Source organism: Streptomyces sp. NBC_01092 (assembly GCF_045039535.1).
GTDB lineage: Bacteria > Actinomycetota > Actinomycetes > Streptomycetales > Streptomycetaceae > Streptomyces.
Genome location: NZ_CP108659.1, coordinates 6,702,506 through 6,725,785 on the forward strand (window position 1 = coordinate 6,702,506; position 23,280 = coordinate 6,725,785).

The window sequence follows — 23,280 nt, forward strand, 5'->3', positions numbered from 1 at the left end:
GTACGCAGGTCTCTCCCGGAAAACCCTAGCTCCCCTCTGTGGTCAAGGTCTCTGTCATCACGTGCTGCGGGCCACTCGGTTTCTTTGTGGAATCCCTACGAATGGCCCAATGCATCTTTGCCATCTCCCAAACCCTTGTCCCGGGGTTTACCCGTTAGTAGCGTTCGCGATGTCTCGAACGTACTTGGGGTAACCATCGTCGTGCCCGGATTCGACGGGTGCGGCGCTCGAAGAGCTCGGAAGTGGGTGGGGGCCGGTGGTACGCAGGCCGGTGGCGTGGGTGGTGGCGGTCGTGCTCTTCGTGGAGGCGCTCGGCATCGCCGGGTTGAACTGGTTCCTCGGCGTCGTCGTCGACCGGCAGGACATGTCCCTGGCCGGTCTGGATCCTGACGTGATGTCGGTGTCCTCGAAGGTCGGCGGCCTTGTCTTCGGCGCCTACTTCGCGTTGTGCGGGCTGGTCGCCCTGCTCGTGGCCCTGCGCGACCGCGCCCCGGCCGGCCTCGGGCGCATCCTGCTGATCAGCGCGGCCGTGGTGCACGGGCTGCTGGGCGCGTTCACCTGGGGGCTGGTGGGCTGGACAGCGTTCGTGTTCATGATCGCCGTGCTCGGCCTGATCGTGCTGGTGCTGATGAGCTACGACGGCCAGGCCGCGCCGGACCGGCCCGCCGACGCCGCGCCCGACGGAGGCAAGGGCGGCGACGGCTCCCCCGTCGGCGGTTCCCCGACCGGCGGCTCGCCGGTCACCCCTCCGCCGGCGCCCACAACTCCGTGATGCCGATGCCCAGTTGGCCCAGCAGCCGTCGCACCAGCGGCAGGCTGATGCCGATGACATTGCCGTGGTCGCCGTCGATGCCGTCGATGAACGGGGCCGAGCGGCCGTCCAGGGTGAACGCCCCGGCGACGTAGAGGGGTTCGCCGGAGGCGACGTACGCGGCGATCTCCTCGTCGGTCGGATCGCCGAAGCGGACGACCGTGGAGGCGGTGGCGGAGGTGTAGCGGCCGCTGACGGTGTCGTAGACGCAGTGGCCGGTCTGGAGCGTGCCGGCCCGCCCGCGCATCGACTTCCAGCGGGCCGTGGCCTCCTCGGCGTCGGCCGGCTTGCCCAGGGCCTGGCCGTCCAGGTCGAGGACCGAGTCGCAGCCGATCACGATGGCGCCCTTGACGTCGGGCCGCGCCGCCACGACGGAGGCCTTTGCCTCCGCGAGGGCGAGCGCCAGCTCGGCGGGGGTGGGCGCGCTGACGGCGTCCTCGTCGACGCCGCTCACGATGACCTCGGGGGTCAGTCCGGCCTGGCGGAGCAGATTGAGGCGGGCGGCGGACTGCGAGGCGAGGACGAGTCGGCGGCGCGGCTGATCAGTCATGCGGTCAGCGTATCGACGTACCCGGCCGGTCTCATCTCAGCCCGAGCACGATCATCGTCAGCACCATGGCCAGCGCCATGAGAACACCCAGCCGCCGCAACATCTCCTGCATGTCCCGCAGTTCCTTGGGCGGCTCGTTCTCGGGGTCGGACCACAGCATGCCTTCCATCGTCGGTCGGGGGTCCGGGGCGGCGCCTGAGTACGCATACTCAACTTCTCTCCAAACGGTGCTACGGTTTCATTAGCTAAAGGGACTCTGGTTCCGTTTGGATTGTTCTCTTGGGAGGATGCGTCATGTTCACCGCTTCCTGGACCGCGTCACCACAGCGCCCCAGTGAGGGCTTCACACCCAACTGGTCCCGTGAGGGCTTCTGGCGCCAGTCGCTTCGGCAGGTCGTCCGGCTGTCGGCGGGCGGCGGCCGGGTGCGGGTGCGGCTCTCCAACGCCTACGGGGCCTCGCCGGTCCGTGTCGCGGGCGCGAGTGTGGGGCGTACGGACGAAGGGGCGGCCGTGGCGCCCGGGTCGCTGACGCGGCTCACCTTCGGGGGCGCCGGGCAGGTCGGGATACCCGCGCGCGGGCAGGTCGTCAGCGATGACGTCCCGTTCGCCGTCGCCGCCGGGGAGTCCGTGACCGTCACGCTGTACTTCGACGCCGCCACCGGGCCCGCGACCTTCCACGCCCAGGCCTTCACGACCGGCTACCGGGGCGAGGGCGACCTGACGGCGGACTCCGGCGGCGCGGGCTTCGACGCCACGAGCGAGTCCTGGTACTTCCTGTCGGCGGTGGAGACCGACGCCGGCCGCGCGGACGCCGTCGCGCTCTTCGGCGACTCGATCACGGACGGCTTCGGCTCGACGCCGGGCGCGAACCGACGGTGGTCGGACGCGCTCGCCGAGCGCACGGGACGGCCCGCCCTCAACGCGGGCATCGGCGGGAACCTGCTGCTCAACGATTCCGCCTGGTACGGCGACAAGGCCGTCCACCGCCTGCGCCGGGACGTCCTCGACCATCCCGGCGTGGACACGCTCGTCGTCCTGCTCGGCCTCAACGACATCGGCTTCAGCGAGACGGACGAGCAGCCGACGTACAAACCGGCGCCGGTGGTGGAGGCGGAGGAACTGATCGCCGGACACCGGGAGTTGATACGGCAGGGCCGGGCGGCGGGGCTACGGGTGATCGGCGCCACCTTGCTGCCGTTCGGGGGCTCGGACCACTGGGGTGAGCACGGGGCCAAGGTGAGCCACGAGCTGAACGAATGGATCCGGTGCTCGGGGGAGTACGACGCGGTGGTGGACCTGAACCGGGCACTGGCCGACCCGGCGGATCCGGACCGGCTGCGGCCGTCGTACGACTTCGGCGATCACCTGCACCCGAACGACGCGGGGTACGAGGTGATGGCCGAAGCCGTCTCGGCGATCCTCTGATTAACCGGGCCAGTAGGTACGGGCCCAGGTCGTCGCGCCCGGCTGCGGCAGCCGCCTCGACGCGATGCGGGCCGGGTCCGCCCAGGAGTCACGGGGGGTGGGGGCGCCGGGCGGGATGGATGCCTCCGCCGCGGCGCGGGCGCGGACCACCGCCAGTGCGGCGGCCAGCTCCTCCGGTGTCGGGTTGCCCCGTAGGACCTTGATGTTCATGGTGGCTCCCAGCAGGCCTAGAGGGGGATGTTGCCGTGCTTCTTCGGAGGCAGGGATTCCCGCTTGGTGCGCAGCTGACGCAGACCGCGCACGACATGGCGGCGGGTCTCGGACGGCATGATCACCGCGTCGACGTAGCCGCGCTCGGCCGCGACATAGGGGTTGAGGAGGGCGTCCTCGTACTCCTGGATCAGCCGGGCGCGCACCGCCTCCAGGTCCTCGCCGCCGGCCTCCGCCTCGGCGATGGTGCGCCGGTGCAGGATGTTGACCGCGCCCTGGGCGCCCATGACGGCGATCTGGGCGGTCGGCCAGGCGAGGTTGAGGTCGGCGCCGAGGTGCTTGGAGCCCATGACGTCGTAGGCACCGCCGAAGGCCTTGCGCGTGATGACGGTGATGAGCGGGACCGTCGCCTCGGCGTAGGCGTAGATCAGCTTGGCGCCTCGGCGGATGATGCCGGTGTGCTCCTGGTCGACGCCCGGCAGGAAGCCGGGGACGTCGACGAAGGTGAGGACCGGGACGTTGAAGGCGTCGCAGGTACGCACGAAGCGCGCCGCCTTCTCCGAGGCGTCGATGTCCAGGCACCCGGCGAACTGCATCGGCTGGTTGGCGACGATGCCGACCGGGCGGCCCTCGACGCGGCCGTAGCCGGTGATGATGTTCGGCGCGAACAGCGGCTGCGTCTCGAAGAACTCGGCGTCGTCCAGGACGTGTTCGATCACCGCGTGCATGTCGTACGGCTGGTTCGCGCTGTCCGGCACGATCGTGTCCAGCTCGCGGTCCTCGTCGGTGAGGGAGAGGTCCGCCTCCTCCGGGAACGCCGGGGGCTCGCTGAGGTTGTTGGACGGCAGGTACGACAGCAGCTGCTTGACGTACTCGATGGCGTCCTTCTCGTCTCCGGCCATGTGATGTGCCACACCGGAGGTCGAGTTGTGGGTGCGGGCGCCGCCCAGCTCCTCGAAGCCGACGTCCTCGCCGGTGACCGTCTTGATGACGTCCGGGCCGGTGATGAACATGTGCGAGGTCTGGTCGACCATGACCGTGAAGTCGGTGATGGCCGGGGAGTAGACCGCGCCGCCCGCGCACGGGCCGACGACCAGCGAGATCTGCGGGATGACACCGGACGCGTGCGTGTTGCGGCGGAAGATCTCGCCGTACGCGCCGAGCGAGGCCACACCCTCCTGGATGCGGGCGCCGCCGGAGTCGTTGATGCCGATGACCGGGCAGCCGGTCTTCAGCGCGAAGTCCATGACCTTGACGATCTTCTGGCCGTAGACCTCGCCGAGGGCTCCGCCGAAGACCGTGAAGTCCTGGGAGAAGACGGCGACGGGCCGACCGTCGACGGTGCCGTAGCCGGTCACCACTCCATCTCCGTACGGGCGGTTCTTGTCGAGGCCGAAGTTCGTCGACCGGTGCCGGGCGAACTCGTCCAACTCGACGAACGAACCCTCGTCCATGAGCAGCTCGATGCGCTCACGGGCCGTCAACTTGCCCTTGGCGTGCTGTTTTTCGACGGCACGTGCGGAGCCGGCGTGCGTCGCTTCGTCGATACGACGCTGGAGATCCGCGAGCTTGCCCGCAGTGGTGTGAATGTCGATCGCTTCCGGCTCGGACATCGGGATCGCGGCTCCCTGCCTGCTCAAAAGGGGGGACGGTTACTCATCCGTAGAGTAGTGGCGGGCCTGGGAAACAGCAGTGCGGCGTTTCCCACACCTAGGGTGGCTTGCATGACGCCGCGAGATGCATCAGACGACAGCCGCTGGTCCGACCTGGACCGCCCGCCGCTCAACGGCGCCGCGCTGCGGCGCGGGCTCGTGCGGGAGGGCGGCCTGTGGCGCCGGGTGGAGGTGGTGCAGCGCACCGGCTCCACCAACACCGACCTGGTGGACCTGGCGACCGCGGGCAAGGCCGAGGAGGGCACGGTCCTGGTCGCCGAGGAGCAGACGGCCGGGCGGGGACGCCTGGACCGCGACTGGACGGCACCGCCCCGCTCCGGACTGTTCTTCTCCGTGCTGCTGAACCCGGCCGAGGTGCCGGTGGCCCGATGGGGCTGGCTGCCCCTGCTCACCGGGGTCGCCGTGGCGACGGGGCTGTCGCGGGCGGCGGGCGTCGACATGGCACTCAAGTGGCCGAACGACGTGCTGGTGACCGTCGGCGACGAGGAACGCAAGACCGGCGGCATCCTCGCCGAGCGGGCCGGGGAGGCCGGTGTCGTCATCGGCGTCGGCATCAACGTCACCCTGCGTGCCGACGAGTTGCCGGTGCCCCAGGCGGCCTCGCTGGCGCTGGCCGGGGCGGTGAGCACGGACCGGGACCCGCTGCTGCGGGGGGTGCTGCGGTCCCTGGAGGAGTGGTACGGGCGGTGGCGGGCCGCGGTGGGGGATCCGCTGGTCAGCGGGTTGCAGGAGACGTATGTGGCGGGGTGCGCGACGCTGGGGAAGGTGGTGCGGGCCGAGCTGCCGGGCGACCGGTCGATCACCGGGGAGGCGGTCGCCCTCGACGGCGACGGACGGCTCGTGCTGGCGACGGAGGAAGGCGTGCAGGAGCCGGTGGGGGCCGGGGACATCGTGCACCTGCGACCGGCGTGACCGAGCCGGCCCGGCCCGCCCCGTGACCGGGGACGAGGCCCGTCCCCACCTCGGACACCTCACCAGCGGAAGTACGGCACGGTCGGCTTTCTCTTACGGAGTGAGCTGGCGCACACCTGCCGTAAAGTGAAGGCCGGTCGATGACCGACCGCGGCAGATCGGAAGGGCAGCAGGCGTGACCGTCGACGACACGGGCTCCGGCACGGGCGCGGACGGCCGGGTGGACCCCCCTGCCGCCGAGTCCGGCGAGGATCCGCTCGCCCTGCGTCTGGAACAGCTCATCCTCGGCGCGGAGCGGCGCTACACCCCGTTTCAGGCGGCCCGTAGCGCCGGGGTCTCCATGGAGCTCGCGTCCCGCTTCTGGCGGGCCATGGGCTTCGCCGACATCGGGCAGGCCAAGGCGCTGACCGAGGCCGACGTACTGGCGCTCAGGCGCCTCGCCGGTCTCGTCGAGGCGGGACTGCTCAGTGAGGCCATGGCGGTGCAGGTGGCGCGGTCCACCGGCCAGACCACGGCCCGGCTGGCCGAGTGGCAGATCGACTCGTTCCTGGAGGGCCTGACCGAGCCCCCGGAACCCGGCATGACGCGCACCGAGGTGACGTACCCGATCATCGAGCTGCTCCTGCCCGAGCTGGAGGAGTTCCTCGTCTACGTCTGGCGCCGCCAGCTCGCCGCCTCGGCCGGCCGGGTCATCCAGGCCGCCGACGACGAGGAGATGGTCGACCGGCGCCTCGCCGTGGGCTTCGCCGACCTGGTCGGGTTCACGCGGCTGACCCGGCGGATGGAGGAGGAGGAGCTCGGCGAACTCGTCGAGGCCTTCGAGACCACGGCGGCCGACCTGGTGGCCGCGCGCGGCGGACGGCTCATCAAGACGCTCGGCGACGAGGTGCTGTACGCGGCCGACGACGCCGGGGTCGCCGCAGAGATCGCCCTGCGCCTCATCGAGACGATGGCGGGCGACGAGACGATGCCCGAGCTGCGCGTCGGCATCGCCTTCGGCACGGTGACCACTCGTATGGGCGATGTGTTCGGTACGACCGTGAACCTCGCCTCCCGGTTGACGTCGATAGCCCCGCGCGACGCCGTCCTCGTCGACAGCGCGCTCGCCGAGGAGCTCATCCGAACGGGAGAGGCGCCGGCGTCCGAGGCGGAGGCGGCAGAGGCCGCGGCCGCCGCGGAGAAGGAGGGCGAGGAGCCGCCGGTGTACCGGTTCGCGCTCCAGCCGATGTGGCAGCGCCCGGTGCGAGGGCTCGGCGTGGTCGAGCCTTGGCTGTTGACGCGGAGGGCTGCCGCCGGGGGCGAGTGAGCGCCGCGGGGCAGTCGGGTGTCAGTTGTCGTTGGCCAGAGGGTCCACGCAGAGGCCGATGATCGGGACGCACACGTCCCCGTCGGGGTCGTCCGGCTGTGAGGCCGGGGGGCTCGTTGCGGGCGGGCTCGGTGTCGCAGTCCGCGGAGGGGGCGGCTGGGGTGCGTGGCCGGTCGGTGCGGTGGGGTCGGGTACGGGCGTGAGCGCCGAGGCGTCGGGCGTCGTACGGCCCTGATTGTCGGGCGGCGGCGTGGCCGAGGTGTTCGTGGTCGGTACGACGATCGTGCCCGTCGTCGGTGTCGCTCCCAGGCCGCCCATCGCGGACGTGGCCGACGGGCTCGGCTTCGGGGCGGGAGTGGGGAGAGCCGCGACGGCGTTGGTCGCGCTGTCCGTGTCCGTGCCGGGGGCCGGGGCGGGGTCGGCATCCGGTGTGCCGAGGCCGGTGACATGGGCGTCGGGTGTCAGGCGTACGAGGCTCAGGGCGCCGGCGGCCAGGGCGAGGCCGCCGGCCGCGAGGAGGGCCTTGCGGGGGCGGGGGCGGCGATGGCGGCCGCGAGCGCCGAAGAGGCGGCCGGCCGTCTCGGTTTCCGCCGGCGCCCGGCTCGCTTCCGAACTCCCCGCCGCCTCTCTCGCCTGCGGCTCTTGTGCCGTCCCACCCATCACGACCCCTCCCAACGCGCTCGCGCCCCCATTGCGCTGTGGCTCGCGCACGTTATGCGCTGTCGTTGGCGGTAGGGCGGGACTTGGGCGGGATGTCACTCGAACGGGGTGTCGGGACTCGACTCGGGAACCGCCCGTGGTGGGCCTTTCCCCGGCGGGGTCCGGCTGCGATGATCGGGGCGAGTGTTGTTAACCCGCGTTAACCGGAGGGCGTCATGACTGAGGAGCGGTACGGGGAGTACGTGCTGGTGCGGCGACACGGCGACGGGGTCGGGCATGTCGCGGAGCTCGTCCTGGACCGGCCCAAGGCCATGAACGCCGTCTCGACGGAGATGGCCCGCTCGATCGCGGGGGCGTGCGCCGCGCTGGGCGCGGACCGTGACGTACGGGTGGTCGTGCTGACCTCGACGCATGAGCGGGCGTTCTGCGTCGGGGCCGACCTGAAGGAGCGCAACTCCTTCAGTGACGCGGATCTGGTGCGCCAGCGGCCGGTGGCGCGGGGGGCCTACACGGGGGTGCTGGAGCTGCCGGTGCCGACCGTCGCGGCCGTGCACGGCTTTGCGCTGGGGGGTGGCTTCGAGCTGGCGTTGTCGTGCGACGTGATCGTGGCCGACGGTACGGCCGTGGTGGGGCTGCCGGAGGTGTCCGTCGGGGTGATCCCGGGCGGCGGCGGGACGCAGCTGCTGCCCCGGCGGGTGGGCGCGGCCCGGGCGGCGGAGCTGATCTTCACGGCACGGCGGGTCGAGGTCGCCGAGGCGCGGGAGCTGGGGCTGGTGGACGTGCTCGTGGAGGACGGGCGCGACCGGGAGGAGGCCCTGGCCCTGGGTGCCCGGATGGCGGCGAACTCGCCGGTCGGGCTGCGCGCCGCCAAGCGGGCCCTGCGTCTGGGGCACGGGCTGGATCTACGGGCCGGTCTGGAGGTCGAGGACGCGGCGTGGCGTGCGGTGGCGTTCTCGGGGGACCGGGCGGAGGGGGTGGCGGCCTTCAACGAGAAGCGGAGGGCGCAGTGGCCGGGGGAGTGAGGGGGCTGGGCTGAATCCCTTGTGACCTCCCCGTTCGCCACGCCAACGTCCCAAATCTGGGCAAAACTCCCTAGCCTGGAGTGATGGGTGAGGACAGACGGCTCGCGGCCGTGGTGGCGTTGGCGCAGGGGATGGCAGCGGCGCACACCCCGCGTGAGTCCTGGCGGGCGGCGGCGCTCGGGGCGTGTCGGGCGTTGGTCGGGAGCTTTGCCGCGCTGTCGGTGTGGGAGCGGGAGCTCGGGCGGCTGCGGGTGCTGGTGAACGTGGGGGACCGTGCCCGGGGCGAGGAGGAGTTCCCGGGCGACGAGACCTATCCCGTGCACCAGTTCCCGGAGATCACCGAGTTCCTGCACGAGCGGTGGGTCGCCGGCGGTGAGCCCAACGCCTGGGTCGAGACGGCCGAGGGGCCCGCCGCCGGGCATCCCGAGTACATCCATCAGCGGGTCGCCGCGCTACGGCGCCGGGGACGGGGGTGCTGTGTCGTCGCGCCGATCGTGCTGAACGGGCGGGCCTGGGGGGAGCTGTACGTCGCCCGGTCCGCCGGGGCGCCGGTCTTCGACCGTGGGGACGCCGACTTCGCGACCGTTCTCGCCTCTGTCGTGGCCGCCGGGCTGGCGCAGAGCGAGCGGCTGGAGGAGGCCCGGCGGCTGGCGTTCACCGACGCGCTGACCGGGCTCGCGAATCGGCGGGCCGTCGATGTGCGGCTGGAGGAGGCGATCGAGCGGCATCGCGGTCAGGGTGTCGTCGTCAGTCTCGTGGTGGCCGACCTCAACGGGCTCAAGCGCGTCAACGACACCTGTGGGCATGCCGTGGGGGACCGGTTGCTGGAGCGGTTCGGGTCGGTGTTGTCGCTGTGCGGCGCGATGTTGCCGGGGGCTCTGGCCGCTCGGCTCGGCGGGGACGAGTTCTGTCTGCTGGTGGTCGGGTCGCCTGCCGACGACGTGGTGAAGGCGGCGGATGAACTGTGCCGTCGTGCGGGGGAGTTGGAGCTGGGGGAGGGCGTGGCGTGCGGGGTCGCGTCGACGGAGGATCCCATCGGGCCGGTGCGTTCCGCTCGGCGGTTGTTCCGGCTGGCTGATGCGGCGCAGTACCAGGCCAAGGCGGTCCGGGCGGAACGGGCCGTGGTGGCGGGGCGGGAGGGGCCGGACGATCCGGTGGTGCGGCTCGCTGACGCGGAGCCGTCGGGGGAGGGGGCTGTGGAGCGGCGTCGGTTCCGGGGACGGCTGCCTTGACGGTGCGCGCACGCGCCCCCGCGTTGTAAGGGGTGTACCGCTCATCCACTAGTGACATCTTCGTCTTCAGTGCGTACGCTCCTGAATATGGATATGCACACTGTGGTGGTGGGGAAGTCCGGGGTCACCGCGTCCGACGTTCTTGCCGTGGCGCGGGGCGGGGCGCGCGTCGAGTTGTCGGGCGAGGCCGTCGCGGCTCTCGCGGCGGCCCGCGGGATCGTGGACGCGCTGGCGGCCAAGCCCGACCCGGTCTACGGCGTCTCCACCGGCTTCGGTGCCCTGGCGACCCGGCACATCAGCCAGGAGCTGCGGGCCCAGCTGCAGCGCAACATCGTCCGTTCGCACGCCGCCGGCATGGGGCCGCGTGTGGAGCGCGAGGTCGTACGGGGCCTGATGTTCCTGCGGCTCAAGACCGTCTGCTCGGGGCACACGGGTGTGCGTCCCGAGGTCGCGCAGACCATGGCCGATGTCCTCAACGCCGGTATCACGCCCGTCGTTCACGAGTACGGGTCCCTCGGGTGCTCCGGTGACCTCGCTCCTCTGTCGCACTGCGCGCTGACGCTGATGGGGGAAGGCGACGCCGAGGGCCCGGACGGCGTCGTGCGGCCCGCCGGTGAGCTGCTCGCCGCGCACGGCATCGCGCCGGTCGAGCTGCGCGAGAAGGAGGGCCTCGCCCTCCTCAACGGCACCGACGGCATGCTCGGCATGCTCGTCATGGCCCTCGCCGATCTGGACACGCTCTACAAGTCCGCCGACGTCACCGCCGCACTGAGCCTCGAAGCGCTGCTCGGGACCGACAAGGTCCTGGCGCCCGAGCTGCACGCCATCCGGCCGCACCCGGGTCAGGGCGCCTCCGCCGCCAACATGCTGGCCGTGCTGCAGGGTTCGGCGCTGACCGGGCATCACCAGGACGACGCGCCCCGCGTGCAGGACGCGTACTCGGTGCGCTGTGCGCCGCAGGTCGCCGGCGCCGGCCGCGACACCATGGCGCACGCGCGGCTCGTCGCCGAGCGGGAGCTCGCCTCGGCCGTGGACAATCCCGTCGTGCTGCCTGACGGGCGCGTCGAGTCCAACGGCAACTTCCACGGGGCACCCGTCGCCTACGTCCTCGACTTCCTCGCCATCGCCGTCGCCGATCTCGCGTCCATCGCCGAGCGCCGTACCGACCGGCTGCTCGACAAGAACCGCAGCCACGGGCTGCCGCCCTTCCTCGCCGACGACCCGGGTGTCGACTCGGGGCTGATGATCGCCCAGTACACCCAGGCCGCCCTGGTCAGCGAGCTGAAGCGGCTGGCCGTGCCCGCCTCCGCGGACTCGATCCCGTCGTCCGCCATGCAGGAGGACCACGTCTCCATGGGCTGGTCCGCGGCCCGCAAGCTGCGCACGGCCGTGGACAACCTCACGCGCGTCCTCGCGATCGAGCTCTACGCCGCCACCCGCGCCATAGAGCTGAGGGAAGGGCTCGCCCCGGCTCCGGCCTCACAGGCGGTCATCGACGCCGTACGGGCCGCCGGTGTGCAGGGTGCGGGACCGGACCGGTTCCTGGCGCCCGACCTCGCCGCGGCCGACGCGTTCGTGCGGGCCGGGGAGCTGGTCACGGCGGCCGAGAAGGTCACCGGCCCGCTGCAGTGACATGGAAGGGGGCCCTGTCGTGTCCGTTCGAGCACCGAGGACGGACAACGGCAGGGCCCCTGCGCGTTACTTCAGCTTCGTCGCCTGCGCGTCGATGATCGTGGCCGGGACGTCGTACGCCTTGTCCGTCATCATCAGACCGAGGTTCATCGTGTAGTACGTGGCGATGGTGCTGCCGTGGCGGACGACCTCGAAGTGCGTGGTGCCGACGTCGCCGTCCTCCAGGTCGCTCTTCATGACGAACGCGATCGACTCGTCACCGGCCCCGGACGCCTTCTCCTCGGTGACCGAGGTGGTCTTCTGCTCCTCGCCCTGCATGACCGCGGGGAAGCCCTTGGAGCAGTTCTTCACCGCGTCCGACACGGACTTGAAGGTGTCCTCGGCGCCGGAACCGTCGTACGAGGACAGTCCCACGACGGTCATGTCGAGGCTCATCGCGTTCGTGAGCGAGTCCTCGATCTCGTCCGCGCTCAAGTCGTCGAGCGACTTGGAGGGCTTGTCGGTGGGCTTCTTCCTGTCCTGCGTGGCGATGACGGCGGTGTCCGAGACGGCCGCCTCGCCGGGCGGCAGACCGCCCATGGTGTAGGCGAGCGGCCGGCACTGCTCGTCGCTGCTCTTGATCTCGTCCTTGGACGGCAGCCGCTTGCCGGTCGCGTCCACCTTGTAACCCTCGACATCGCCCTGGGCGATGATCGCCTTCTTCAACTCCGCGGCGCTGAGCGCCTTCGCGTCCGAACTGCCGGACTCCCCACCGCAAGCCGTGGCAAGGGCGAGCGTCAGCGCACTCACGACAACCGTGGCGGCTGCACGCACGCCCGATGATCTCTTCATGGGCGGACTATGAAGCCCAGGTCAAAGGGTCGTCAAACGAATTTAAAAGCCCAGGCGTTCGCGGCGGACCGAGTAGGCGATGAAGCCCGCGCCGAGGGTGAGGAACAGCGTCCCGCCGACGACGTACGGCGTGGTGTCGAAGCTTCCGGTGTCGGCGAGCCGGGTGTCCTGCGCGGTGGTGCCGTCCGCGGTGCTGTCGGCCGCGCCCTCGGAGGTGGCCCGCGCCTGCTGGGTGACCTGGGTCGTGGGGGTGGCCGAGGGCTCAGTTCTCGCCGGGTCGCCGCCCGTTGCGTTCGCGGAGGGCACGAACCACAGGGCGCCCAGCAGGGCCCCCGCGGCGGTGGCGGTCAGCAGCGATCGGCGTGCGGTGGACGACGATCGGTGAGCGGCGGACACGGAATATCGATCCCCTTGTGGCGCTGGCGAATTGGCCGTGTGGGGCGATGTTAGTGAAAATCGCGGGTCACGGGAAAGTCACGGGAGGAATGCGCCGTACGCTCCGGGCATGAGTACACCAGAAACATCACGTTTTGTACGGCTTCGCGTGGAACTCGTTCTCGAAGTGGACGACGCGGACGCCGTCACCAAGGCCGCTCTGCGGCGCATCTCCGACGACGCGACGGTGCCGGTCGACGAGCGGGCCCACGCCGAGAGCGCTGTGACGGAAGACACTGCGGAGGCCCTCGCGTATCTGGTTGATCCGTTCGACCTGGTCAGCGAGGTACCGGGGGTCGAGCTCGCCCAGGCCTCCTGGTCGAGCGAGCGTATCGAGTACGACCCGGATTCGCCGGACTGGGACCTCGACGAGGATGATGGCGAGGAGGACTTCGACGGCGAGGGGGCCGCGAGGGTCGGCTGAGGCTTCTTGGGGAATTCGTGACCCCGGGCGGCAACCGCCGCCCGGGGTTTCGTCGTCTCATGCTGCGCACTGACCGACATCCGCACCACGCGCCCCGGCGGAAGTGGCGTGCCCCACACATTCAAGGGATGTGGAACGGGACGAACCGGTCGTAGCGTTGAAGATTCTTACGGGGACTCTCGGGGTTTTGGGGATTCGGGAAAGATGGAGAAGCGTGTGATGACGAACAGTAGGCGGCGCAAGGGCCTGACGGTCGCGTCCGCACTGCTCGGCGGTGTCCTGGTGCTCTCGGCCTGCTCCGGCGGCGGCGACGCCTCCGCGAGCGACGGCGACACCTCGCAGGCCAAGGTCGACGAGGCGGCCGCGAAGAAGACCTCCGAGGCCCAGATCAAGATCACGCCAGAGGACGGCACCGACAACGCCTCCATCAACAGCTCCGCCGTCACCGTGAGCAAGGGCTCGCTCACCGAGGTGAAGATGACGACCGCCGAGGGCGCCGCGGTCGAGGGCGCGATATCCGCCGACAAGGCGAGCTGGAAGCCCAACGCCCAGCTGGAGCGCTCGACCACCTACAAGGTCGCGGTGACCGCGAAGGACGCCAAGGGCCTGGAGGCCCACGAGAACGCCTCCTTCACCACGGTCTCCCCGGACAACAGCTTCCTCGGCTACTTCACGCCGGAGGACGGCTCCACCGTCGGTGTCGGCATGCCGGTGTCGATCAACTTCGACAAGTCGATCACCAACAAGGCGGCCGTCCAGAAGGGCGTCACCGTCTCCACCACCAGCGGCCAGGAAGTCGTCTGCCACTGGTTCAACGACACCCGCATGGACTGCCGGCCCGACGAGTACTGGAAGGGTGGCTCGACCGTCACCCTGAAGATGGCCCTGGACGGCGTCGAGGGCGCCGACGGTGTCTACGGCGTCCAGGAGAAGACGGTCACCTTCAAGATCGGCCGCAACCAGGTCAGTTACGTCGACGCGAAGACCAAGCAGATGAAGGTCACGCAGGACGGCAAGACGATCAAGACCATCCCGATCTCGGCCGGTTCGCCGGAGAACAAGACCTACCAGGGCATCATGGTGATGTCCGAGAAGTTCAAGGAGACGCGCATGAACGGCGCGACCGTGGGCTTCACGGACGACGACGGCAAGGGCGAGTACGACATCAAGGACGTGCCGCACGCCATCCGCCTCAGCAGCTCCGGCACCTTCATCCACGGCAACTACTGGGGTGCCAAGTCCATCTTCGGCAGCGTGAACACCAGCCACGGCTGCGTGGGCCTGTCGGACACGAAGGGCGCCAACGACAAGGGCGTTGCGGGCTACTGGTTCTACAACAACTCCATCGTCGGTGACGTCGTGGTCGTCCAGAACACCGGCGACAAGACGATCGCGCCGGACAACGGCCTCAACGGCTGGAACATGGACTGGGCGCAGTGGAAGGCCGGTTCGGCCGTCTGACAGCTGCCTCACAACCAACCGATGCCGCCCTCAGGGGCGGCATCGGCGTTTCCGGGGGCGGTCCCAGGCTTCTCATCCTCCTCTTATTCCGGCCTTATCCCTTCATCACGCGTTGTCCCTAGCTTGCGGCCCATGTTCTTCACCTACCTGAGGCGCGAGCTGCGCCGCCGCAGAAAGGCGGCCCTCGTCGTCGCCTCCGGACTCGCGCTGGGTATCGCGCTGGTCATCGTCGTCACCTCCGTGTCCTCCGGCATGAGCAAGGCCCAGGACAAGGTCCTGCAGTCCCTGTACGGCCTGGGCACGGACATGACCGTCACCAAGGCCGCCGAGCCCGCGGCGAGCACTTCCGAGCGCCCGCGCTTCCAGTTCGACGCGCAGGAGGACGGCTCCGACGAGGAGCAGTCCACCGACCGCGTCATGGTCCAGGGCTTCCAGACCCTGTCGGCCTCGACCGTGACCAAGGTCGGCTCGCAGAGCGGCGTGTCCGACGTCGTCGGCGGGCTGAGCCTTCAGGTCGTCAAGGTCAGCGGGCAGTTCACGCGGGGCCAGTTCCAGCAGGACCAGAGCAGCGGCGGGGGGCAGGGCGGCGGGCCCGGGCAGGGCGGGGGCAGCAGCCAGCCGCAGGGCGAAGTGCGCGGCGGTGGCGCCGATTTCGACGTCAACAACTACTCCGTCTACGGCGCCGATGTCACCAAGCCGGCGCTCGGACCGCTGACCTCGTCGAAGATCACCAGCGGTCGTACGTTCAAGTCGACGGAGACCGACGCCAAGGTCGTCGTCGCCGACACCTCGTACGCCAAGGAGAAGAAGCTCAAGGTCGGCTCGACCGTCACCGTCAAGGGCACCAAGTTCAAGGTGATCGGCATCGCCACGCCGGACAGCGGGGACGCGGCCGCCAACCTCTACATCCCGCTGAAGCAGGCGCAGACGCTCGCCGACGCGAAGGACAAGGTCACCACGATCTACGTCAAGGCGGCGGACTCCCAGCGGATCGACTCCGTCAAGTCGGCCATCCAGAAGAACATTTCCGGTACGACGGTGACGACCTCCGCGGATCTCGCGGACACGGTGTCCGGCTCCCTGTCGACGGCGTCCTCCCTCGCGACGAGTGTCGGCAAGTGGCTCTCGATCGCGGTGCTCGTGGCCGCGTTCCTGGTCGCCGGCCTGCTCACCTCCTCTGCCGTCTCGCGCCGGGTGCGGGAGTTCGGCACGCTGAAGGCGCTGGGGTGGAAGTCGGGGCGGGTGACCGGTCAGGTGGTCGGTGAGGCGGTCGTGAACGGGCTGCTGGGCGGGGCGCTGGGTATCGCGCTGGGCCTGGCGGGCGCGTACGTCGTGACGGCGATCAGCCCGACGCTTCAGGCCCAGCTGGGCGGCGGCACCGGGGGCGGTGGCGGTATGGGCGGCGGCCCGGGTGGCGGTGGCCCCGGCCGGCAGACCGCGAGCACGACGCTCGACGTCGCCCTGACGGCACCGGTGAGCCTTACGACGGTCGCGCTGGCGGTCGGCCTGGCGGTGACGGGCGGGCTGATCGCAGGCGCGTTCGGCGGCTGGCGCGCGTCGAGGCTCCGCCCGGCGGACGCACTGCGCCGCGTCGAGTAGGTGACGTCGGCGGGGGCTGGGCGGGGGCAGGCCGCGCAACCCGGCGCCAACGGGGCGCCGCCCTCTTTGGGACGGGCGCCGCCCCGGGCGGCACGCGTGCCCGCGGCTTGAGCGAGCCTGCACGCCCGCGACTTGGCGGACCGGTGCTGCAACGCCCTCAGGGGCGCAGGGAACTGGGCGCCCGGTCCCACGCACCCGCAGCCAAAGACGCTGCCCGCGGCTTGGCAGACCGGGACTGCAACCCCCTCAGGGGCGCGGGGAACTGCGCGACCAGCCCCCGCTCACCCGCAGTCGACACACGATTCGCACCACCCCCGAACCTCTCCCAGGAGCCACCCACCATGTACGACCTCAGAAACGTCACCAAGCTCTACACCCGGGGCAAGGACACCGTGCACGCCCTTGAGGGCGTCGATCTCACCATCGCCGACGGGGACCGGCTCGTCATCCAGGGCCCCACCGGCGGTGGCAAGTCCACCCTCCTCCAGATGCTGGGCGGTCTGGACCGTCCGACCTCCGGTGAAGTCGTCCTCGACGGGACCGACTTGGCCAAGCTCTCCGAGACCCGGCTGACAAGGGTCCGCAGCGAGAACATCGGCTTCGTCTTCCAGTCCTTCAACCTCATCCCGACCCTCACCGCGCAGGAGAACGTCGAGACCGCCCTCGTCCCCCTCGGCATCAAGGCGAAGGACCGCCGCGAGCGGGCCGCCGAGGCGCTGACGTCCGTCGGCCTTGGCGAACGGCTCGGACACCTCCCGTCCGAGATGTCCGGCGGCCAGCAGCAGCGCGTCGCCATCGCCCGCGCACTCGTCAAGGAACCGAAGGTGCTGCTCGCCGACGAACCCACCGGAAACCTCGACGAGTCGATGCGCGACGAGATCATGGACGTACTCGAACGCATGTGGAAGGAACTGGGACTGACCTTCATCATGGTCACCCACGACTCGGCGATCGCGAAGAAGGCCCCGCGGCTGGCCACCATTCGCAAGGGCCGCATCAGTGTCAAGGAGAACGCGGGGGCGTAACCCGGCGACTGCGTAACGGAGTTCGCGCCGTCGCGTAACAGTCGACCGGCGTCCTTCTTACCTTCTTCTCATCTCTTGAGGTGTCTGATCGCCCCTCGGCATACTCCGTATTCCGGGGGGCGGCGCGCATGTGGAGGAGACCTCCCCCGGCCGGGCGAACGGGGAAATTCGCCCGGACCTTCTGCAAGGGGGAAACTTGCGCAGCAAATTCAATAGAGCATGCGCGGCCACTGTCGCCACGGCGGCCGCCGTAGCCCTCGCCGCGGGCATGACCAGCCCGGCGTCGGCCGAACCGGAGCAGCGCCCGTCCGGCGCCGCGCCCTCGCTCACGTCCCCCCACCGCATCACCCTGATCACGGGTGACCGGGTGTCCGTCGACTCCAAGGGCCGCGTGGTCGGCCTGGAGCGGGCGAAGGGGCGCGAGCACATACCCGTACAGATACGCCAGGCCTACGGGCACACCCTCGTGATCCCGGCCGACGCCGCCCGCCTGCTCGCCACCGGCAAGCTCGACCAGCGGCTGTTCGACATCACCGAGCTGGGCAAGTCCGCGACCCGCACCTCCCAGGCCAAGGGCCTGAAGGTCATCGTCGGCTACCAGGGCGCCGCGGCCGGCGCCAAGGCCGACGTCCGTGACGCGGGCAAGCTGCGTCGCACCCTGAAGTCCCTGAACGCGGACGCGGTACAGACCCCGCACCAGGACGCCCCCGAGCTGTGGGCCGCGCTCACCAACGGCGACAGGGCGGCCTCCGGCATCGCGCACATCTGGCTGGACGGCGTCCGCAAGGCCAGCCTCGACAAGTCCGTGCCGCAGATCGGCGCCCCCAAGGCATGGGAGGCCGGCTACGACGGCAAGGGCGTCAAGATCGCCGTCCTGGACACCGGCGTCGACGCGACCCACCCGGACCTCAAGGACCAGGTGATCGCGGCCAAGAACTTCACGCCGGCCGCCACAGCCGAGGACAAGGTCGGCCACGGTACGCACGTCGCGTCCATCGCGGCCGGCACCGGCGCTGCATCTCCCGCAGGGTCCCGCGGCAAGTACAAGGGTGTCGCGCCCGGCGCCGACATCCTCAGCGGCAAGGTCCTCGACGACACCGGCTCCGGCGACGACTCCGGCATCATCGCCGGCATGGAGTGGGCCGCCGAGCAGGGCGCCCAGGTCGTCAACCTCAGCCTCGGCGGCATGGACACGCCGGAGATCGACCCGATGGAGGCGATGGTCAACAAGCTGTCCGCCGACAAGGGCATCCTCTTCGCCATCGCGGCCGGCAACTCCGGCCCGGAGACGGTCGGTTCGCCCGGCAGCGCCGAGGCCGCGCTGACCGTCGGCGCCGTCGACGACAAGGACGCGCTCGCGCCCTGGTCCAGCACCGGCCCGCGGGTCGGCGACGGCGCGATCAAGCCGGACGTGACCGCGCCGGGCGTGGCCATCACGGCCGCGTCCGCCAAGGGCAGCCTCATCGAGCAGGAGGTCGGCGAGAATCCGCCGGGCTATCTGACCATCGAGGGCACGTCCATGGCGACCCCGCATGTCGCGGGCGCCGCGGCGATCCTGAAGCAGCAGCACCCGGACTGGACGTACGCCGAGCTGAAGGGCGCGCTGACCGGTTCCGCCAAGGGCGGCAAGTACACGCCGTTCCAGCAGGGTTCGGGCCGTATCCAGGTCGACAAGGCCATCAAGCAGTCCGTGATCGCCGACCCGGTGTCGGTGAGCTTCGGCACGCAGGCGTGGCCCCACACCGACGACAAGCCCGTCACCAAGCAGCTGACGTACCGCAACCTCGGTACGAAGGACGTCACGCTCCAGCTCTCCTCGACGGCCACCAACCCCGGGGGCCAGGCGGCTCCGGCCGGCTTCTTCAAGCTCGCCGCGACGAAGGTGACGGTCCCGGCGGGCGGCAAGGCCTCCGTCGGCTTCACCGTCGACACCAAGCTGGGCGGCACGGTCGACGGCGCGTACTCCGCGTACGTCACGGCCACCGGCGACGGCCAGAGCGTCCGCACGGGCGCCGCGGTGCAGCGTGAGGTCGAGTCGTACGACGTCACCGTCAAGCACATCGGCAGGGACGGCAAGCCGGCCCCCGAGTACAACACCGCCCTGCTCGGCTTCTCGGGCCTGGCGGCGAACCGGGGCTACCAGGTTCCGCTCGCCGAGACCGGCGTCACCAAGATGCGGCTGCCCAAGGGCTCGTACCTGCTGGACGCCTGGATCGCCAAGGACTGGGTGAACCTTGAGGGCGGCCTCGACTGGCTGGTCCAGCCGAAGCTGAACGTCACCAAGAACACCTCCGTGACGATCGACGCCCGCACGACGAAGTCGGCCGACATCACCGTGCCGGACGCGCAGGCCAAGCAGGTCCTCGCCAGCAGCAACTACTTCTACGACCCGGCGGGCATCGGCATCGGCGTCGGCCTCGACTCCTACGCCAACCTGCGCATGGCGCACCTCGGCCCGGAGGCCCCGACCGGTCTGACCCAGACCTGGAACGGCCAGTGGACCAAGGGCGCCGGCGCCGAGTACGACGTCGCCACCACCGCCAAGGTCAAGAAGATCCAGGGCGACAAGGTCCGCCACTTCAAGGCGGGCGAGCTCGCCAAGGTGACGAACCGCCTCGGTGCCTCGGCGTCCAACAAGACCGGCGCCCTGCTCCCGCTGGGCCTCTTCCCCGACGACGTCGTGTTCGGCACGGCGATCGAGCAGAAGCTGCCGGGTACGCGGACGATGTACCTGTCGACGTCGGAGAAGATCCAGTGGACGTTCGACTTCGAGCAGCGCGCCGGCCAGGACGCCGACGGCTTCCCGATCGTCGACGGGTACTACACGCTGGGCGATCCGCAGACCTTCAAGGCGGGCCAGAGCTACTCGAAGACCTTCAACACCGCGGTCTTCGGCCCGCACATCAACAAGGACTTCGGGCTGTTCCGTGAGGGCAACGACATCTACGGCTTCCTGCCGCTGTTCGCCGACGGCAGCAAGCACGCGGGCTCGTCCGCCTTCAGCGCGGTGAGCACGAGCCTGTACCGCAATGGCACCAAGCTCGCCACCAACGACGACCCGCTGTTCGGCGAGCAGATGTTCCGGGTCCCGGCCGCGGACGCGGAGTACAAGCTGACGACCTCGGTCAAGCGCAGCGTCAAGGTCGCCGCCGCCTCCACGCGGATCGACGCGAGCTGGACCTTCCGCTCCAAGAAGTCCGCCGCCGAGCGCGTCACACTCCCGGCCTCCACCGTCCGCTTCAACGCGAGCACCGGCCTGGACAGCCGGGTCGAGGCCGACAAGAAGGTGACGTTCCCGGTCAGCGTCGTCGGCGCGGCCGCCGGCGCCAACCTCAAGTCGCTGCACGTGTACGTGTCGTACGACTACGGCCAGACCTGGAAGAAGCTCGAGGTCAAGGACGGAAAGATCACCGTGAAGAACCCGGCGAAGGGGAAGGGCATCTCCTTCCACGCCAAGGTCGCCGACAAGAAGGGCAACAAGGCGACGATCTCGATCTACAACGCGTACTACGGCAAGTAGGCGCCGAGCGAAGGCCCTGGGCGTCAGCCCGTCGTCCAGGGCCGGAGCTTCTCCGGGTTCCGCACCGCCCACACCTGCCTGACTCGGTCGCGGGAGCCTCGGACGCGTGAATACGGCGGCGGGCCGACGAGGCCAGCTGGCGGCAGGCCGCCGGCGTACGGCCGACGATCTGCTCCGGAATCCACTCGCCCACGTAGCTCTCGCGCCGCACCCGCACCGAGCCGAGCAGGTCGAGGCAGAGGGGACAAAGTGGCCCTGGAACTCGACATCGCGATGATCCGGCGAGCCTGAGTCGGCGGAGGACGAGCGTCCGCTCGAATTTCGTGTTTCGGTGAGGCCATGACGGCTCACACGGTCGAATACATCAGATACCGCATCCCCGAGCAGAAGTCGGCGGAGTTCCTGGCCGCCTACACCCGCGCCGCGGCCCAGCTGGCCGCCTCGCCCCATTGCGTCGACTACGAACTCGCCCGCTGCGAGGAGGACTTCGAGCACTTCATCCTGCGCATCACCTGGACGTCGACGGACGATCACATCGAGGGATTCCGCAAGTCGGAGCTGTTCCCCGACTTCCTCGCCGAGATCCGCCCGTACATCACGCACATAGAGGAGATGCGCCACTACAAGCCGACGACGGTCCGCGGCGCCGGCGCCTCCGTGCCCACGCTGTACGCCTGGGCGGGCGGGGCGGAGGCGTTCGCCCGGCTGACGTCGGCCTTCTACGACAAGGTGCTCAAGGACGACCTGTTGTCCCCGCTGTTCGCGGGCCTGGACCCGCACCACGCGGAACACGTGGCGCTCTGGCTCGGCGAGGTCTTCGGCGGCCCGCCCGCCTACTCCGAGACCCAGGGCGGCCACGGCCACATGGTCGCCAAGCACATGGGCCGCGGGATCACCGAGCCCCAGCGCCGCCGCTGGGTCAACCTGATCCAGGACGCGGCGGACGAGGCGGGCCTGCCGACGGACGCCGAGTTCCGCTCGGCGTTCCTGGCGTACGTGGAGTGGGGGACCCGGCTGGCGGTCTACTTCTCGGGCCCGGACGCGGCACCGCCCGCGGAGCAGCCGGTGCCGCGGTGGAACTGGGGGGCGGCGCCGCCGTATCAGGGGTGACGCTCGGCGCGAGGCATGACCTCGTGAGAAGCGGTACGGAGTGAGCGCTCACTCCGGCAGGTCCTCCCGCCCCAGTCGCTCCGCCAGGAACTCCTCCCACGTCCGCTTCCCGACCTCCGCCCCCTCCAGCGTCAGGTTCGCCCCCGCCCGGTACGCCCGACCCGCCTTGCCGGGGATGCGGACCGGCAGGGACGGGCGGGTGCGCCTGCCGCTGAGGTGGAGGTAGGGGCGGGCCAGGGACGGGAGGTCGTAGAGCCTCGGGCCCGTCATGTCGGGGACCGGGCCGGACGGGGTGCCGAGCGTCAACTCGGCCAGGCGGGCGGCCACTTCGCCGGAGTCGACCGGCTGGAGGCGGAGGCCGCCGGGGGAGGGGAGGACCGGCAGCCGCGTCATCTGCCGCACCATCTTCAGTGTCAGGTCGTGGAACTGGGCCGCCCGCAGGGTCGTGAAGGGGATCCCGGAGTCGGCCACCGTCCGCTCCGCCGCCAGCTTCATCCGCAGCCAGGCCAGCGGGACCCGGTCCGCGCCGACGACGGAGATGTACACGAGGTGGCCGACGCCGGCGCGGGCCGCCGCGCGCACCAGGTTGCGGGTCGCCACCTCGTCGCCCTTCGGGCCGCCCGCCAGATGCAGGATCGTCGCGGCGCCCGCCACCGCCGCCTCGACGCCCTCGTCCTTCATCAGGTCGCCGGTGACGTACTCGACGCCGGGCTCGGGTGCGCGCTCCCGGCGGCTGAGGACGCGCACCTCGTGGCCCGCCGCCCGCAGCAGCGGGACCACATGGCCGCCGAGAGTGCCCGTACCGCCTGTGACCAGGATCGTTGATGTCATGACCGCTCCGCTTCCCTCGCGTTGTGGTGTGCCTGCGCCGGTATGACGCCGGGCGGAGCGGTGATGTGACAGGCGGGCGGCGGTGGTCGGTCAGCCGCCGCTGCCGTACGGCCTCGTCAGGATCTCCAGGTTGTGGCCGTTCGGGTCGTCGAAGTAGGTGCCTCGGCCGCCGTCGTTGCGGTTGATCTCGCCGGGGCGGCGGTGGTACGGGTCGGCCCAGTACGTCAGGCCGGCCTCCCGAATCCGGCCGAAGATGCTGTCGAAGTCGTCCTCCGACACCAGGAACGCGTAGTGCTGCGGCGTGATCGCGCCGGGTGAGTCGAGGTAGTGCAGGGTCACACCGTTGGGGATCTCGACCGGGATGAAGGGGCCGTACTGCGGGCTCACCTCCAGGCCCAGGATGTCGGCCAGGAACCGGGCCGACTCCTTCTTGTCGCGCGCGGCGACGATGGTGTGGTTGAGCTGGACGGTCATCGGGGCTGCCTCCTCGTGTGCACGGTTCGGACGGGCTCCATTGCCTTCACGCTAGGCAGGGCCGCCGTGCGGCACATCGGTCGCAGGGAGGGTGCGGGCCTACTCCTTGGGTCCTGCGACCCCGGGGTCCCGAGTTC

At 70.5% G+C, this 23,280-nt stretch carries 22 protein-coding genes; 13 read left to right on the plus strand and 9 right to left on the minus strand.

Annotation, left to right across the window (positions count from 1 at the left end; all coding sequences use genetic code 11):
* Positions 1–256: 256 nt before the first annotated feature.
* On the plus strand, positions 257–772 hold the full coding sequence (locus OG254_RS30635; protein WP_405587990.1) for a hypothetical protein: 516 nt from the start codon (positions 257–259) through the stop codon (positions 770–772).
* Here the strand turns inward: OG254_RS30635 and OG254_RS30640 are convergent.
* Positions 741–1,361 (minus strand): Maf family protein, encoded by a 621-nt coding sequence (locus tag OG254_RS30640; RefSeq protein ID WP_405587993.1) that lies wholly within the window; start codon positions 1,359–1,361, stop codon positions 741–743. The two genes, OG254_RS30635 and OG254_RS30640, sit on opposite strands and share 32 nt — an antisense overlap.
* 31 nt (positions 1,362–1,392) lie before the next feature.
* Positions 1,393–1,521 carry a morphogenic membrane protein MmpB gene (gene mmpB / locus OG254_RS30645; RefSeq protein WP_093747104.1) on the minus strand — a complete coding sequence of 43 codons (129 nt, stop codon included), beginning with the start codon at positions 1,519–1,521 and terminating at the stop codon, positions 1,393–1,395.
* 134 nt (positions 1,522–1,655) lie between these two features.
* On the opposite strand from mmpB, the gene OG254_RS30650 reads away from it, so the two are divergent.
* Positions 1,656–2,786: an SGNH/GDSL hydrolase family protein gene (locus tag OG254_RS30650; protein ID WP_405587997.1), complete on the plus strand. Its 1,131-nt coding sequence runs from the start codon at positions 1,656–1,658 to the stop codon at positions 2,784–2,786.
* Here the strand turns inward: OG254_RS30650 and OG254_RS30655 are convergent, their stop codons facing one another.
* On the minus strand, positions 2,787–2,996 hold the full coding sequence (locus OG254_RS30655) for an acyl-CoA carboxylase epsilon subunit (RefSeq protein WP_405587999.1): 210 nt from the start codon (positions 2,994–2,996) through the stop codon (positions 2,787–2,789).
* 17 nt (positions 2,997–3,013) lie between these two features.
* The gene (locus OG254_RS30660) at positions 3,014–4,609 is read right to left on the minus strand and encodes an acyl-CoA carboxylase subunit beta (RefSeq protein WP_405588002.1); all 1,596 of its coding nucleotides are present in this window, start codon (positions 4,607–4,609) and stop codon (positions 3,014–3,016) included.
* Positions 4,610–4,720: 111 nt separating this feature from the next.
* Between OG254_RS30660 and OG254_RS30665 the strand changes: the two genes are divergently transcribed.
* Together OG254_RS30665 and OG254_RS30670 are read left to right on the plus strand one after the other, a co-directional pair.
* On the plus strand, positions 4,721–5,581 hold the full coding sequence (locus tag OG254_RS30665; protein ID WP_351188836.1) for a biotin--[acetyl-CoA-carboxylase] ligase: 861 nt from the start codon (positions 4,721–4,723) through the stop codon (positions 5,579–5,581).
* 175 nt (positions 5,582–5,756) lie between these two features.
* Positions 5,757–6,887 carry an adenylate/guanylate cyclase domain-containing protein gene (locus OG254_RS30670; protein WP_405588005.1) on the plus strand — a complete coding sequence of 377 codons (1,131 nt, stop codon included), beginning with the start codon at positions 5,757–5,759 and terminating at the stop codon, positions 6,885–6,887.
* Between the two features lie 21 nt (positions 6,888–6,908).
* Here OG254_RS30670 and OG254_RS30675 read toward each other — a convergent pair whose 3' ends face one another.
* Positions 6,909–7,547: a hypothetical protein gene (locus OG254_RS30675; RefSeq protein WP_405588007.1), complete on the minus strand. Its 639-nt coding sequence runs from the start codon at positions 7,545–7,547 to the stop codon at positions 6,909–6,911.
* Between the two features lie 215 nt (positions 7,548–7,762).
* Here OG254_RS30675 and OG254_RS30680 point away from each other — a divergent pair, with 215 nt between their 5' ends.
* The 3 genes from OG254_RS30680 to hutH all read left to right on the plus strand — a co-directional run bounded on the left by OG254_RS30680 (position 7,763) and on the right by hutH (position 11,433).
* A complete protein-coding gene (locus tag OG254_RS30680) occupies positions 7,763–8,569 on the plus strand; it encodes an enoyl-CoA hydratase/isomerase family protein (protein ID WP_405588010.1) in 807 nt (268 codons plus the stop codon).
* Between the two features lie 83 nt (positions 8,570–8,652).
* Entirely contained in the window at positions 8,653–9,801 is a 1,149-nt protein-coding gene (locus OG254_RS30685; RefSeq protein ID WP_405588013.1) for a diguanylate cyclase domain-containing protein, read from the plus strand.
* A gap of 93 nt (positions 9,802–9,894) precedes the next feature.
* The gene (hutH, locus tag OG254_RS30690; RefSeq protein ID WP_405595273.1) at positions 9,895–11,433 is read left to right on the plus strand and encodes a histidine ammonia-lyase; all 1,539 of its coding nucleotides are present in this window, start codon (positions 9,895–9,897) and stop codon (positions 11,431–11,433) included.
* 66 nt (positions 11,434–11,499) lie between these two features.
* Here hutH and OG254_RS30695 read toward each other — a convergent pair whose 3' ends face one another.
* The gene (locus OG254_RS30695) at positions 11,500–12,264 is read right to left on the minus strand and encodes a hypothetical protein (protein ID WP_405588016.1); all 765 of its coding nucleotides are present in this window, start codon (positions 12,262–12,264) and stop codon (positions 11,500–11,502) included.
* Positions 12,265–12,306: 42 nt separating this feature from the next.
* Entirely contained in the window at positions 12,307–12,660 is a 354-nt protein-coding gene (locus tag OG254_RS30700; RefSeq protein WP_405588018.1) for a hypothetical protein, read from the minus strand.
* A gap of 109 nt (positions 12,661–12,769) precedes the next feature.
* On the opposite strand from OG254_RS30700, the gene OG254_RS30705 reads away from it, so the two are divergent.
* From OG254_RS30705 to OG254_RS30730, 6 genes are all read left to right on the plus strand, one after another.
* A complete protein-coding gene (locus tag OG254_RS30705; RefSeq protein ID WP_405588020.1) occupies positions 12,770–13,123 on the plus strand; it encodes a hypothetical protein in 354 nt (117 codons plus the stop codon).
* Between the two features lie 219 nt (positions 13,124–13,342).
* Positions 13,343–14,584: an Ig-like domain-containing protein gene (locus OG254_RS30710; RefSeq protein ID WP_405588023.1), complete on the plus strand. Its 1,242-nt coding sequence runs from the start codon at positions 13,343–13,345 to the stop codon at positions 14,582–14,584.
* 132 nt (positions 14,585–14,716) lie between these two features.
* Positions 14,717–16,183 (plus strand): ABC transporter permease, encoded by a 1,467-nt coding sequence (locus OG254_RS30715; protein WP_405588026.1) that lies wholly within the window; start codon positions 14,717–14,719, stop codon positions 16,181–16,183.
* Between the two features lie 341 nt (positions 16,184–16,524).
* Complete coding sequence (locus tag OG254_RS30720) at positions 16,525–17,208, plus strand: ABC transporter ATP-binding protein (protein WP_405588029.1); 684 nt, start codon at positions 16,525–16,527, stop codon at positions 17,206–17,208.
* 268 nt (positions 17,209–17,476) lie between these two features.
* A complete protein-coding gene (locus OG254_RS30725) occupies positions 17,477–20,728 on the plus strand; it encodes a S8 family peptidase (protein WP_405595275.1) in 3,252 nt (1,083 codons plus the stop codon).
* 339 nt (positions 20,729–21,067) lie between these two features.
* Positions 21,068–21,838 carry an antibiotic biosynthesis monooxygenase gene (locus OG254_RS30730; protein ID WP_351188864.1) on the plus strand — a complete coding sequence of 257 codons (771 nt, stop codon included), beginning with the start codon at positions 21,068–21,070 and terminating at the stop codon, positions 21,836–21,838.
* 48 nt (positions 21,839–21,886) lie between these two features.
* Here the strand turns inward: OG254_RS30730 and OG254_RS30735 are convergent, their stop codons facing one another.
* Both OG254_RS30735 and OG254_RS30740 read right to left on the minus strand, forming a co-directional pair.
* Positions 21,887–22,669, minus strand: coding sequence for an SDR family oxidoreductase (locus tag OG254_RS30735; protein WP_405588033.1), 783 nt, complete (start codon positions 22,667–22,669; stop codon positions 21,887–21,889).
* A gap of 90 nt (positions 22,670–22,759) precedes the next feature.
* Complete coding sequence (locus OG254_RS30740) at positions 22,760–23,143, minus strand: VOC family protein (RefSeq protein WP_405588036.1); 384 nt, start codon at positions 23,141–23,143, stop codon at positions 22,760–22,762.
* Positions 23,144–23,280: the final 137 nt, after the last annotated feature.

Bases quoted from the DNA above. Each gene is read 5' to 3' on its own strand.
- OG254_RS30685 (WP_405588013.1), top strand. From the start codon at position 8,653: ATGGGTGAGGACAGACGGCTCGCGGCCGTGGTGGCGTTGGCGCAGGGG.
- hutH (WP_405595273.1), top strand. From the start codon at position 9,895: ATGCACACTGTGGTGGTGGGGAAGTCCGGGGTCACCGCGTCCGACGTT.
- OG254_RS30740 (WP_405588036.1), bottom strand. From the start codon at position 23,143: ATGACCGTCCAGCTCAACCACACCATCGTCGCCGCGCGCGACAAGAAG.
- OG254_RS30660 (WP_405588002.1), bottom strand. From the start codon at position 4,609: ATGTCCGAGCCGGAAGCGATCGACATTCACACCACTGCGGGCAAGCTC.
- OG254_RS30710 (WP_405588023.1), top strand. From the start codon at position 13,343: ATGACGAACAGTAGGCGGCGCAAGGGCCTGACGGTCGCGTCCGCACTG.
- OG254_RS30720 (WP_405588029.1), top strand. From the start codon at position 16,525: ATGTACGACCTCAGAAACGTCACCAAGCTCTACACCCGGGGCAAGGAC.
- OG254_RS30675 (WP_405588007.1), bottom strand. From the start codon at position 7,547: ATGGGTGGGACGGCACAAGAGCCGCAGGCGAGAGAGGCGGCGGGGAGT.
- OG254_RS30705 (WP_405588020.1), top strand. From the start codon at position 12,770: ATGAGTACACCAGAAACATCACGTTTTGTACGGCTTCGCGTGGAACTC.
- OG254_RS30655 (WP_405587999.1), bottom strand. From the start codon at position 2,996: ATGAACATCAAGGTCCTACGGGGCAACCCGACACCGGAGGAGCTGGCC.
- OG254_RS30730 (WP_351188864.1), top strand. From the start codon at position 21,068: ATGACGGCTCACACGGTCGAATACATCAGATACCGCATCCCCGAGCAG.
- OG254_RS30695 (WP_405588016.1), bottom strand. From the start codon at position 12,264: ATGAAGAGATCATCGGGCGTGCGTGCAGCCGCCACGGTTGTCGTGAGT.
- OG254_RS30640 (WP_405587993.1), bottom strand. From the start codon at position 1,361: ATGACTGATCAGCCGCGCCGCCGACTCGTCCTCGCCTCGCAGTCCGCC.
- mmpB (WP_093747104.1), bottom strand. From the start codon at position 1,521: ATGCTGTGGTCCGACCCCGAGAACGAGCCGCCCAAGGAACTGCGGGAC.
- OG254_RS30665 (WP_351188836.1), top strand. From the start codon at position 4,721: ATGACGCCGCGAGATGCATCAGACGACAGCCGCTGGTCCGACCTGGAC.
- OG254_RS30735 (WP_405588033.1), bottom strand. From the start codon at position 22,669: ATGACATCAACGATCCTGGTCACAGGCGGTACGGGCACTCTCGGCGGC.
- OG254_RS30650 (WP_405587997.1), top strand. From the start codon at position 1,656: ATGTTCACCGCTTCCTGGACCGCGTCACCACAGCGCCCCAGTGAGGGC.
- OG254_RS30680 (WP_405588010.1), top strand. From the start codon at position 7,763: ATGACTGAGGAGCGGTACGGGGAGTACGTGCTGGTGCGGCGACACGGC.
- OG254_RS30715 (WP_405588026.1), top strand. From the start codon at position 14,717: ATGTTCTTCACCTACCTGAGGCGCGAGCTGCGCCGCCGCAGAAAGGCG.
- OG254_RS30725 (WP_405595275.1), top strand. From the start codon at position 17,477: ATGACCAGCCCGGCGTCGGCCGAACCGGAGCAGCGCCCGTCCGGCGCC.